This window comes from Pseudoalteromonas sp. MMG024, from assembly GCF_021654175.1.
Taxonomy (GTDB): domain Bacteria; phylum Pseudomonadota; class Gammaproteobacteria; order Enterobacterales; family Alteromonadaceae; genus Pseudoalteromonas.
Genome location: NZ_JAKFZO010000002.1, coordinates 275177 through 288662 on the forward strand (window position 1 = coordinate 275177; position 13486 = coordinate 288662).

Consider the following 13486-nt stretch of genomic DNA (forward strand, 5'->3'; position numbering starts at 1 on the left):
GGCTTTTTATTTGTTTCTTTTCCAAGTGATGTTGTTCAACACGCTCTAATTTTGTTAAGCGCAATTAGAACGCTCAACAGCTCATCACAGTTTAAATAATAAAAATATTCCTTATACTGTCGGTAAACGCAGGGAAATCTGGACGATACTAATAGATGTGCTTTTACGTAGCCTAATAGTGAGAATCAAAGTTAACGATTTATGGAAGCGAATGTGGTAAAAAAATACAGCGTAATAACTCTTATTATTGTGCTACTCGGCGCACTTATATGGTTTGCCAACTTTTATTCACTGCCTACACCAGAAATTGATCACGCTTTACCTAACACACAGATTACCGACGAAATAATACTGGAACAGGTAAAAACCGCCCCCAAAAAAGCACAGACACAAACGAAAACCGCGATAGCACAAGATTCAGCTAAAAATAGTTATTGCAAAGACCAGACACGTTACATCGCCAAATTTGAGCGCGATAAAAAAGGCTATTTAAGTACGCTTGCTGTAGCTTGGAAACTACAGGGGCAAAACCCACAAACCATAATTAATGCACTTGAAACGACAGTATCAAAAGACGCCGCACAGCGTTTTAAGCGCGACTTAAAACTGGTCTCATCGTTTAACGAAAGTAATCAGAGTAAAAGCCAACAATACCTCAATGAATTAACTTTTAATGATTACGCGAAAAATAAACACCGTTTACACTTTTTAAAATGGCGTCAACACGCGATTAAAAACGACTTTATAGAAAGCTATCGCGAACAAGCAGAGCGTTACCCTGATATCGCGGCCGATATACTGCAACAAGCATTTTTACAAGCAATCAATATTGATAACCCAAAGCCCGATTTTGATCAATTGCTGTTACTTTACGATAGTTACTACTCACTTAACCCTGTTCCAAACAAGCTGATTACGTCACACCAACTATCTTATTTGCTAAGCGGATTAACGCCCGATGTTGCCAATAAAGTGCTATCTCGTTTATTGCTGATTGAACAATTAGACAGTGAAGAAACAAAGTCTATTGTGCTAGCGCGCATTGGCGGTATCAACAAGCAGTTCGCCGAGATAATCAAAGGTGCGACGGTTAGCGCAAAACCAGTTGTTGAAAGTGATGAATTAGAAACCCGTATCGCAAATATTATCGAAAAAGAAAAACTGAGTCTCAGTGAACAAAATGTTTGTCAGCTTTACGATGTCGCTGAAATCGACAGCCAAATAAATGTTACGTATGTGGATGCATCAACCCTTGATTACGACCATCCGAGTTGCGATCGTTTGTTGTCAGAACAAGCTAAAGAGGTTGGCATGCTGGCGTTATTTTCTGAATTATCAGCTCAATTTTTAGCGGCGGGTATCGACCTTAGTAACCTAAATAATGCAGAGCAGGTAAAACGAGCAGATCTTACTTTGATCCATGAATACCTTGCTAAAAAGCCTGAGTTTGAGCGTGAACTTGCGTATTTATTAATTTACTCAAGGCCGATGCATAGTCAACGTGTCGCAATCATTGATGCGCTAGTTACGCAAGGGCTTTATCCGAAAGATGCCAATGCCGTTGCAGTAATTCAGCGCCTTAACAGCGAGGATGCACTGCGTATGCTTGATCGCATGGGCAATATCGATAAGCCAAATCAACGTGGTGAAAGTGTGGTGTATAACCTGATGTTTATCAATCCAAGTCTAACCGTCGAATTAATAAATCGTGGTTATGTGCAGCAACACAGCGAGCGCCATTCGGATCCGCTACTGAAAATGTTACATTTTTTAAAAGAAAACCGTGCATCAGATCAATGGATTAGCGTTGTCGATGCGCTTATTAACAACGGTGCAAAACTAAAAGCGCGCCACCTAGACGAAATGTACCGCATTAAGCTGACTTTACCGGAAATTTACCAAAAGCTAATAGAGTTACACCCCGAATTAGCCGCTGAAAAAGCAGGTTCACTCAAAGTAATACAATGTCAGGGCGTAAGCGACACACACTAAGCGTCATTATCGTGTTTTTTTGTCATCGAAAGATGATTTTGGTGCATTATATTTAGTCGTGAGCCAACTAAACTGGCAACTAATATGGTGAGGTATAACTGCCCTACCACTGCTTCAAAATACACAAACACCCTAGAAATTGGAATATTAGGGGCAATATCGCCAAAACCTAGCGTGGTTAACGTAACAAACGAGAAATAAATGAACTCTGGAAATAACGCGAACCACTTGATGGTCGAGGGTACGTTATTAAACGCAGGCATAAAGTTAATATGAATAAGGCTATAAATAATCGCCCAAATAATACCCATCATAAAGTAGAGGCAGATTGCGCCAAGGATTTTGTTGCCGTCTACAGCGCCTGAAAACAGTACCTGCTTTGCCGTTTTAATTGCAGTAAATGTAAAGAAAACAAGCATTAAGCCCAATGTGACATTATCCCCCATCACACTATCAATAAACAAAGTCAGCCAAGAAAATGCGATAATTACAAACGGAAACAACATCTTATATTTAAATAACTGATTGCTTGAATCAACGCCCCACACCGAAATCAACAAGGTGAACATGGTGCACGATTGCATCATATGCTGCATTTTACTGCTAAAAAATTGGTGACATAGCGCTGTACCAAACAATAGCAGAGTTAAGGCAATGGTTAGATAAAGAAAGTTATCTCGTTGGCTCATATTAATTCCTTTGAGCGTTGATACAGTAAACGGTATATCCGCGCGTTGTTTAACTAGGATTTTGTTGCAAAATTAAAGTCACTGGCGACACGAATATAAGGCATCGCAATATTATATGTTTGCACTAACTGCTGAGCGCGTTTTTTAGCCGCGGCGTATGTCTCAAAATCAAAGTTAATTGCGTAATAAAAACTCGCCATTTCAACAACCTTACAATCAAGCTGTTGCGCCACTCTTAATGCATTTTCACGTTCTGCATATTTACCAAACTGTAAAACAAACCCACTTAAATTTTGACTTGGTTGTGGTGGCTCAAAGGTTAATGCATCGTGCGAACGAGTGCTGGTTTGATGTGCTGCGGCAGATTGATTACTGTGCTCGTTAATAAGGAACATTTCCGCTTGAGGCACACCTTGCTTAAGGGCCATTAGCGCGTATTCATGGGCTTTGTTTTTATCTTGCGCTAGATATTCACCATTAAAGTGTAACGACGCCAAGTTATGCGCTGCAAAACCATTGCCTTGTTTAGCAGCACTTTGGTAATAACCAATACTTTCTTGTGGCTCAGTTTTAAAAATCAGTGTGGCATAAATAAATTGCGCTTTATCATATCCTGCATCAGCAGATTCTTTGATAAGTGCCAAACCCCGAGCTTGATCTTTAGAAACGCCCTCGCCTTTCAAATACAGCGCGCCTAATTCTAATTTGGCTTTATTATCATCCTGCTCAACAGCAGTACTTAACCACTCAGCTGCTTTATCTGGTTGATAAACAACACTCGTCTCATTGCTATAGCGACTCGCCAATTTACGCTGCGCATTAACCGAGCCATTACGCGCTGCTTTTAAATAATAATCAAACGCCAAGCGCTTACGCTTTTCAACAGCAACGCCAACAACTTTTCCAAGTTCAAACGTAAGGGCGAGATTAAACGTTGCCTCCGCGTGACCTTGTTCATCGGCAAGGGTTAAATATTCGAGTGCTTTTTGTTTATTTTTAACAACCCCTTGTCCTTTAGCGTATAAGGTTGCCAAGATAAAATTTGCTTCTGCGTTATCATCTTCTGCTAATTCAGCACATTTATAGCGCGCGTTTATATAATCCGCATCGTTAAACGCACGGGTGCATTCATTATCAAACTGGGGCGTGTACTGGGCTTTAACAGCCATAAATGGCGTTAAAAGTAGCAAGCAAAACAGGAAACGTATTTTCATAGCGCTAAAACAAAAAAGCTCGGTAATAACCGAGCTTTTATAAGTTAGATGTATTCTACTTCTGTGATTTCGTACTCAACCGCACCATTTGGCGTTTTGATTGTTACTGCATCATCGATTTCTTTACCGATTAAACCACGAGCAATTGGTGAGTTAAATGAAATCAGATTATTTTTAATGTCTGCTTCGTCATCACCAACGATGCGATAAGTCGTTTCTTCGTCAGTATCAACGTTAACGATAGTAACGGTTGCACCGAAAATCACTTTGCCGTTATTTTGCATTTTAGTAACGTCAATGATTTGAACCGTTGATAGTTTTGCTTCAATCTCTTGAATACGGCCTTCACAAAAACCTTGCTCTTCACGCGCTGCGTGGTATTCAGCATTTTCTTTTAAGTCACCGTGTTCACGCGCTTCTGCAATATCAGCGACAATTTTAGGACGGCGTACCGTTTTTAATTCATTTAACTCGTCACGCAGTAATTGTTCACCACGCACTGTCATTGGTGTTTGTTGCATTATTCTTCCTAGAACTCTTTCACAATAAAAGCCCGGATTAACCGGGCTTTTTATCATTTCTATTTTAATTGTCTTAGTCTATATCAAAAAATAGAGACGGGGCAATTAATTTACACGCTTGTGTAACTCTTGTACCGATGATACCGTTGAACGGTCATCAGCTGCGTGCGCTTTACAGTTAGCAAACGCCGCATTAAGCGTTGTTGTGTAGTTTACTTTACCTTGTAGTGCACCACGACGAAGTACTTTAGAATCTTCAATCGCTTGACGACCTTCAGTAGTGTTTACAATGTAGCTGTACTCGCCATTCTTGATACGGTCAAGAATATGAGGACGACCTTCGTAAACCTTGTTTACACGACGTGATTCAATGCCAGCTTCTTCAAGTGCTTTTGCGGTACCGCCAGTTGCGTCAAGCTCAAAGCCTAAATCACGCATGGTACGCGCTAATTCAACAATACGCTTTTTATCGCTGTTACGAACAGACAGTAACGCACGACCACCACGTGGCATTACGTTACCTGCACCAAGCTGTGCTTTTGCAAATGCGTCAGCGAACGTGTCACCCACACCCATAACTTCACCTGTTGAGCGCATTTCAGGACCACGCATTGGGTCAACGCCAGGGAATTTAGCGAAAGGAAGTACCACTTCTTTTACGCTGTAGTATGGAGGAATGATTTCTTTCGTTACACCTTGGCTTGCAAGAGACTGACCCGCCATACAACGTGCAGCGACTTTTGCAAGTGCAACACCAGTTGCTTTTGAAACGAAAGGTACAGTACGTGCTGCACGCGGGTTAACCTCAATTAGGTATACCTCGCCATCTTTAACAGCAAACTGTGTATTCATTAGACCTACAACACCAAGTTCTAACGCCATACGTGTTACTTGGTCACGCATACGGTCTTGAATTTCAGGGCTTAGTGAGTAAGCTGGTAGTGAACAAGCTGAGTCACCTGAGTGAACACCTGCTTGCTCGATGTGCTCCATGATACCACCGATGATCACTTGTTCACCGTCACAGATTGCATCGACATCGATTTCGATTGCGTCATCTAAGAAGCGGTCAAGTAGAACTGGCGCTTCGTTTGAAGCTTGCACCGCTTCAGTCATGTAACGGCGTAAGTCGTCTTCGTCGTATACGATTTCCATCGCACGACCACCCAGTACATATGAAGGACGTACAACCAGTGGGAAACCGATTTCAGCAGATTTAGCTACCGCTTCTTCTAATGAAGTCACTGTCGCGTTTTCAGGTTGAAGAAGATCTAAACGCTCAACCATTTGTTGGAAGCGCTCACGGTCTTCTGCACGGTCGATTGCATCTGGCGAAGTACCAATGATTGGCACACCGTTCGCTTCAAGTTCACGCGCAAGCTTAAGTGGTGTTTGACCACCGTACTGCACGATTACGCCTTTTGGCTTTTCAACACGTACGATTTCTAATACGTCTTCTAGCGTGATTGGCTCGAAGAATAAACGGTCTGATGTGTCGTAGTCGGTAGAAACTGTCTCTGGGTTACAGTTAACCATAATCGTTTCATAACCGTCTTCACGCATTGCAAGGGCTGCGTGTACACAACAGTAATCGAATTCAATACCTTGACCGATACGGTTGGGGCCACCGCCGATAACCATAATTTTGTCTTTGTCAGACGGGTTCGCTTCACACTCTTCATCGTACGATGAATACATGTATGCTGTGTCTGAGCTAAATTCTGCCGCACAGGTATCTACGCGCTTGTATACTGGTAGTACTTCTAGCGTGTGGCGCTTTTTACGTACTTCAGCTTCGCTAACACCAAGTAGTTCAGCAATACGTGCATCCGCAAAACCTTTGCGCTTTAAGCGACGTAAGAAGTCTTTGTTAAGGCCAGCCATGCCGCCTTCAACGATTTTTGCTTCATCTTTGATGATGTCTTCGATTTGTACTAAGTACCAACGGTCAATCTTAGTCAGTTCAAACACATCTTCAACGCTCATACCATGACGCATTGCATCAGCAACATACCAAATACGCTCAGCACCTGGCTCACGTAATTCACGTACGATTTTTTCATTCGCATTAGGGTCGTCTAGTGCAACGATTGGGTTGAAACCAGTTGCACCAACTTCTAAGCCGCGAAGTGCTTTGTGCAGTGATTCTTGTTGGTTACGGCCAATTGCCATCACTTCACCAACAGACTTCATCTGAGTCGTTAGACGATCGTTAGAACCTGCGAATTTTTCGAAGTTGAAACGCGGGATCTTAGTTACAACGTAGTCGATTGACGGCTCGAACGATGCAGGTGTTGCGCCACCCGTGATGTCGTTTTGAAGCTCGTCTAGCGTGTAACCTACTGCTAATTTTGCAGCGATTTTCGCAATTGGGAAACCTGTTGCTTTTGATGCAAGTGCAGATGAACGCGATACACGCGGGTTCATCTCAATGATAACCATACGGCCATCATCTGGGTTTACACCAAACTGTACGTTTGAACCACCGGTTTCAACACCGATTTCACGAAGAACCGCCATCGATGCGTTACGCATTAGCTGGTATTCTTTGTCTGTTAGCGTTTGTGCTGGTGCTACAGTGATTGAGTCACCTGTGTGAACACCCATTGGGTCGAAGTTCTCGATAGAACATACGATGATACAGTTGTCGTTTTTGTCACGAACAACTTCCATCTCGTACTCTTTCCAACCTAGTAAACTTTCATCAATAAGAAGCTCGCTTGTAGGTGAAAGGTCAAGACCACGTGTACAGATTTCTTCAAACTCTTCCATGTTATAAGCAACACCACCACCGGTACCACCCATAGTGAAAGAAGGGCGAATAATACATGGGAAGCCGATACGCGTTAACGTGTCACGTGCTTCATCCATTGTGTGTGCGATTTCTGCGCGAGGACATTCAAGGCCAATCGCCTTCATTGCCGCATCAAAACGCTCACGGTTTTCTGCTTTGTCGATTGCATCTGCTGTTGCACCGATTAACTCAACGCCGTGCTTTGCAAGTACGCCGTGTTTGTCTAAGTCAAGTGCACAGTTAAGCGCAGTTTGACCACCCATAGTAGGTAGTACTGCATCTGGCTTTTCTTTTTCGATGATACGCTCAACCACTTCCCAGTGAATTGGCTCGATGTAAGTTGCATCAGCCATTTCTGGGTCAGTCATGATAGTAGCAGGGTTAGAGTTTACTAAGATTACGCGGTAACCTTCTTCTCTTAGTGCTTTACACGCCTGTGCGCCTGAATAATCGAATTCACATGCCTGACCGATAACAATCGGACCTGCACCTAAAATTAAAATACTTTTTATATCATTACGTTTTGGCATTTTAGTCTCAGTCCTAATTATTTACGTTCTTGCATTAAGTCGATGAAATGGTCAAATAACGGTGCCGCATCGTGAGGACCTGGGCTTGCTTCAGGGTGACCTTGGAAGCTAAACGCAGGCTTATCAGTGCGGTGAATACCTTGTAATGTGCCGTCGAATAATGAAACGTGCGTTGCACGTAAATTTTCAGGAAGTGTCTCTTGATCCGCTGCGAAACCGTGGTTTTGCGCAGTGATCATTACCACATTGCGGTCTAGATCTTTAACCGGGTGGTTACCACCGTGGTGACCAAATTTCATTTTTACTGTCTGAGCACCTGACGCTAACGCCAGTAACTGATGACCTAAACAAATACCAAAGATTGGCGTGTCTGTTTCAAGGAAAGTTTTAATTGCTTCAATTGCATAAGTACACGGCGCTGGGTCACCTGGGCCATTTGATAAGAAGATGCCATCTGGGTTAAGTGCAAGTACATCAGCTGCAGGGGTTTGTGCTGGTACTACCGTTAATTTACAACCGCGGTCAACGAGCATACGTAAAATATTACGTTTTACACCGAAGTCGTATGCCACAACGTGGAATTTTGCATCTTCATCGCTTAGAGTTTTAAACCCTTCGCCTAACGTCCAACTTGTTTCGTTCCAAGTGTACTGTTCTTTTGTACACACTACTTTAGCAAGGTCCATACCTTTAAGGCCTGGGAATGCTTTCGCCGCTTCAAGCGCTTTCGCTTCATCAACATCACCTGCGATGATACAGCCGTTTTGTGCGCCTTTGTCACGTAAAATACGAGTTAACTTACGCGTATCAATATCAGCAATACCTAGGATGTTGCGTGATTTAAGATACTCATCTAATGATTGCTCATTACGGAAGTTGCTTGCAAGCAGCGGAAGGTCGCGAATAACTAGGCCTTTAGCCCAAATTTTTGAAGCTTCTTCATCTTCGCTGTTGGTACCTGTGTTACCGATATGCGGGTAAGTTAAAGTAACAATTTGTTCAGCGTAAGATGGATCAGTTAAAATTTCTTGATATCCAGTCATTGAAGTATTAAAAACTACTTCACCAACTGAGATACCCTCAGCACCAATGGCAGTACCGCGAAATACCGTGCCGTCTTCAAGGACTAACAGAGCGGATTTAGACAAGTTGACCTCCTAACAGTAAAAAACGGGCAAAATTTGCGTAAAATTCAACCCGTTCAATCGACCTAACGCCCTAGAGAAAGCGCTAGATTATAAAATTTTGGCAAATTCCAAGTATTTTAGATGAAATCTGAATAAAGGTCTAATAAAAAATCAGAAAAAATTAAAAATAACGTGTTTAACAGAAAATTTACTTTAACCTGCCAAAAATTTCAGTTATCTACCTAAAACCAAGCACATCTTGCATGGTATAAAGTCCAACTGGTTTATTATGTAACCAAGCCGCAGCCCTTACAGCGCCTTTAGCAAAGGTCATTCGAGAGCTTGCTTTGTGAGTAAGTTCGAGTCTTTCGCCGTCAGCCGCAAAATAAGCCGTATGTTCACCAACTATATCGCCGCCACGCATCACAGAATAGCCAATTTCTTTTTGACTTTTCGCCTGCTCATCTTTTGAGCGGTCAAAAACAGCAACTTCATCGTGTTGCCAGCCTTTTGCCTCAGCAATGGCTTCACCAATCATTAATGCCGTGCCAGACGGCGCATCAATTTTATGTTTGTGGTGTAGTTCGAAGATTTCGATATCAATATCGTCTGCCAACGTTTTTGCCGCAGTTTCAACCAGGTTCTCAAGTAAATTGATTCCTACTGAATAATTGCGAGAAAAAACAATTGGGATTGATTTTGCAGCAGATTCAAGCTCCGTCATATCATCCGCGGTTAAACCAGTCGTGCCAATCACCATTGGAATGTTATGTGCCACCGCGTAGGCTAAGTGTTTTTTCATGCCTACAGGTAGTGTGAAATCAATAATTACGTCAGTGTCAGCGTTTACACTCGTTTCATCACTAAAGGTAACTGTGCTGTCGCCTTGGTTAATAAAATGCTTAACGGCTTGTCCAAGTAATTCATTGTTAGCGCGCACTGCGGCACTTACTAATTCTGTTGACTCATTGTTGATGCTTGCTTCACAAAGTGCGCGGCCCATTCGGCCATTCGCACCAAACACTGCGATGTTTGTCATAACTCTCTCTATTTTTGTTCGGTTAAATGCGTTAAACCTGACGCTTTCATAATTTCGGATAAAGTTTGTTTGATATTATCCATTAAAGAAAGCCGACCTTAGCATTTTTTAGCGGTTAATTTTATTCCTTTGCCAATGATAACAAGTTCAATTTGACAAAGCATCTAGACATCTATACATTCGCACATCCATTTTTGTTCACTCTGTTTGTTTGCCAATATCGCTTAAAACTTGCGCTCACGTGCAAAACATGGAACTAATAGAACTGAATAAGAAGAAATTTCAATTATTGCATGTTGTTAGCAATAATTTACAAAGTTTCCGTTTGAGGTTTTTATGGATACGCACATTAACAAAACCGCAGCAAAACTCTCGTTGCTGCCGTTACTTACATTTGTCGGCCTATTTTTAGGGGCGGGTTTATATTTGCAGTCGCAAGGCGTTGATTATGCGTTTTATCAATTGCCAGCGCCTGTAGCGATTTTACCTGCAATTTTACTGGCATTTTTACTCAATAAAAAAACCATTAACGAATCTGTAGACACCTTTATAAAGGGTGCGGGCCACAACAATATCATCACTATGTGTTTGATTTATCTGCTTGCTGGTGCGTTTTCAACAGTTGCAGGCGCGACTGGTGGTGTTGATGCTGTGGTAAACGCGGGCCTTGATTTAGTACCTCCTGCGTTTTTATTACCAGGCTTATTTTTAATCTCAGCAGTGGTGTCAACGGCAATGGGTACATCAATGGGTACTATAGGTGCCATTGGCCCTATTGCCTATGCACTCTCAGTCAAAACAGGGCTTGATCCTGCGCTTGTTGCCGGTACCGTGGTGTCAGGTGCAATGTTTGGCGACAACTTATCGATTATTTCAGATACCACGATTGCCGCTACGCGCACGCAAGGCTGTGAAATGAAAGATAAATTCCGCGAGAACTTGAAAATTGCCTTACCCGCCGCTGCGTTAACCGTACTACTGTTAGCATTTTTAACGCCTGAACCTGAAATCATTGATGTTAAAGACTACGACTTATTATTAGTATTACCTTATGCATTTATTTTGGTGCTTGCGGTAGCTGGCTTGAATGTCTTTGTCGTGTTGTTTAGTGGCATTGTATTTGCCGGTTTAATGGGCTTTACTGGTGACTACCAAGGTGGTCAATTTGTTAAAGACATTTACGAAGGCTTTAAAGGTATGCAAGAAATTTTCTTGTTGTCGATGTTTATTGGCGGCCTGTCTGAGTTTATTCGTGTAAATGGTGGCCTTGATTATATCGCTCACAAAATTCAAAAAGGCACTGCTGTTATTGCTAAATGGAATCGTAAAGTAGCCGACCAGCTTGGTATTGCTGCGTTAGTACTTACTTCTAATTTATGTATTGCGAACAACACAGTATCAATTATTGTCGCAGGCCCAATTGCGAAAAAGCTTGCTGAAGACGGCAATATTCCGGCTAAACGCTCGGCAAGTTTGCTCGATATTTTCGCCTGTGTAATGCAAGGCAGTTTGCCATACGGTGCACAAGCACTACTACTTGGCGCAACTTTCCATATTACGCCTTGGGATGTTGCAACCAGCTCTTACTATTGCTTTATTTTAGCGTTTGTTGCCCTTGCGATAATTGCTTTTTATAAGCGCAACGAAGCCTAGTTTCGCTTTTAACTATTCCGTGTTTGGCGCTCAAATGAGCGCCTTTTTTTAATCTTTTAAATGTACTTATTGGTCAAGAGGCGCAACCTGTAAGTAAAAACGCTATTACTTATTTCCGAGTTAAAAGGAAAACCTAGGCTATTTTAAGGTGACACACCCTCCGCTATTCCCTCTTTTTTCATAAGCATATCGTTTAGTTTGAACTCTCTTTTCCTTAAATTACATATTGTCTGTCTCGCTATATTACGAAGTAAACCGACTCAGCTTTGGATAACTAAGCACTGCTATCAATTATTATTACTGATATCAGCGTTAATATTGTCTGCTATAAAAATGTGATAAGAAAGTGATAAGAAAGTTCGCCTTAAACTCTGTAGTCACTACGTCCTATAACTATTTAATTACCCTTCTACTATTAAATTTAAAGGATTGTGCCATTTCTTATCCAAACTTGATGCCAAATAACACTTGCAATCAATTGTTATAGTATAACATAATATGTATCGTTACTATATAACATTACAAGGATAAAAAGATGATACGTAAAGCGCTTGCAAGTGCTATTTTGGTTTCCCTACTGAGCGCCTGCGGTTCAGACAAGCACACCGTAATTGACAATACTCCGGTTGTAGATCAGCCTTCTGAGCCTCATCCAGAACTTGAATTACCTGCGGGTCGCTTAGCGATTAACTCTCCCGATTCAAATCAAGTTAGTATTTATGATTTAACCAGCAATCAAGTCATTGACACATTTTCTGTTACTAACACTGTATCTGCACTTTATGCCAGCCCTAATGGTCGTTACGCGGTAGCGATTCAGCGTAACAATAACCTAGTTGAATTTATTGATGGCGGTATTTATTTAGAAGAACACGGCGATCATCATGATCTGCATGAAGATGCACCATCAGCTAATTCATTTGAATTACTCGATGTAAAACCAACGCACTATGTGCCTGTTGGTGAGCAAGCGCTGGTATTTTTTGACGGTGATAAAGACGCATCTGCAGATGCCGGGTTTGCAATTATTTCTGACGAAAGTATTACTGAAAGCCGTATTGTTGCTGAACACCATTATGAAACCTATCAACACGGTACAGGGCAAATTCGTGACGGCTTCGTACTTGCGACTATTCGTGATGTAAACAGTGAAACATCGTTACCTGAAACAATTGGTTTATTTGAAATACATAACGATCACTTCCACCAAGAACAAACGTTTGAACATGCGTGCCCTGATCTTCATGGTAGTTTCCAAACTGAAGACTATATCGCGTTTGCGTGTAGTGACGGTGTTGTAAAAGTAAAACAAGAAGGCGAGTTATTCACGTCTAGCAAAATTGCTAACCCAGAAGAATTACCAGCAGGAGTGCGCATTGGTAAATTTATTGGTAGCAAAGAAAACAACACGATTATCGGCTTATCTCGTGGGGGCGTATTTACTGTTGATTTAACAACAGATGAAATTAGCCTATTCCAATGGCAAGCTGGGGGCATTACTAGTTACCTAGCTTACGGTGTTAGTGGTGATGAAGAATCAATCATCGTATTAGACGAAGCTGGCTATATTAATGTGTATAACCAAGAATCGCAGTGGCAAAGTGTCGCTCGTTTCGCCGCGATTACTGAACTAGATGCAGAAAAAAGCGCTAAGCTTATTGCAAATAAAGCAAATAATCACGTTTACCTAGCGTACGGCAATACCGTGTACCAAGTTGATATTGAGCAGCAAACAGTCGCTGAAATTACAACGTTTGAAGATGGTATTGGCAACCTAACTTGGTTAGGTGCGTTTGAAGAAGAGCACGAACACGACCACTAATAAGCGCATATTTTATCTTTAAATAAAAATACGCTTATCGGTTTAACGCTTTCACTTTGGTTTCCCATTAAAGTGATCTCAATGCCGGCAAGGCTACATTGCCGG

General features: G+C 41.8%; 9 protein-coding genes. 3 read left to right on the forward strand and 6 right to left on the reverse strand.

The features are described 5' to 3' along the window. Nucleotides 1-201 precede the first annotated feature (201 nt). A complete protein-coding gene (locus tag L1068_RS02970) occupies nt 202-1992 on the forward strand; it encodes a hypothetical protein (RefSeq protein ID WP_237129006.1) in 1791 nt (596 codons plus the stop codon). Here the strand turns inward: L1068_RS02970 and L1068_RS02975 are convergent. The 6 genes from L1068_RS02975 to dapB form a co-directional block, all read right to left on the reverse strand. Beyond that, a complete protein-coding gene (locus tag L1068_RS02975) occupies nt 1989-2681 on the reverse strand; it encodes a potassium channel family protein (RefSeq protein WP_237129007.1) in 693 nt (230 codons plus the stop codon). The genes L1068_RS02970 and L1068_RS02975 overlap by 4 nt on opposite strands. Nucleotides 2682-2734: 53 nt before the next feature. Further along, a complete protein-coding gene (locus L1068_RS02980) occupies nt 2735-3895 on the reverse strand; it encodes a tetratricopeptide repeat protein (protein ID WP_237129008.1) in 1161 nt (386 codons plus the stop codon). Nucleotides 3896-3939: 44 nt separating this feature from the next. Then, complete coding sequence (gene greA / locus L1068_RS02985; RefSeq protein WP_010558849.1) at nt 3940-4416, reverse strand: transcription elongation factor GreA; 477 nt, start codon at nt 4414-4416, stop codon at nt 3940-3942. A 105-nt stretch (nt 4417-4521) separates the two neighbouring features. After that, nucleotides 4522-7740, reverse strand: coding sequence for a carbamoyl-phosphate synthase large subunit (gene carB, locus L1068_RS02990; RefSeq protein WP_237129009.1), 3219 nt, complete (start codon nt 7738-7740; stop codon nt 4522-4524). Nucleotides 7741-7757: 17 nt separating this feature from the next. Then, complete coding sequence (carA, locus tag L1068_RS02995; protein WP_237129010.1) at nt 7758-8888, reverse strand: glutamine-hydrolyzing carbamoyl-phosphate synthase small subunit; 1131 nt, start codon at nt 8886-8888, stop codon at nt 7758-7760. A 217-nt stretch (nt 8889-9105) separates the two neighbouring features. Then, nucleotides 9106-9906, reverse strand: a complete 801-nt coding sequence (gene dapB, locus L1068_RS03000; RefSeq protein WP_237129011.1) for a 4-hydroxy-tetrahydrodipicolinate reductase — start codon at nt 9904-9906, stop codon at nt 9106-9108. A gap of 336 nt (nt 9907-10242) precedes the next feature. Between dapB and L1068_RS03005 the strand changes: the two genes are divergently transcribed. Continuing rightward, the gene (locus tag L1068_RS03005) at nt 10243-11559 is read left to right on the forward strand and encodes a Na+/H+ antiporter NhaC family protein (RefSeq protein WP_237129012.1); all 1317 of its coding nucleotides are present in this window, start codon (nt 10243-10245) and stop codon (nt 11557-11559) included. A 535-nt stretch (nt 11560-12094) separates the two neighbouring features. Beyond that, complete coding sequence (locus tag L1068_RS03010) at nt 12095-13381, forward strand: hypothetical protein (RefSeq protein ID WP_237129013.1); 1287 nt, start codon at nt 12095-12097, stop codon at nt 13379-13381. Nucleotides 13382-13486 lie beyond the last annotated feature (105 nt).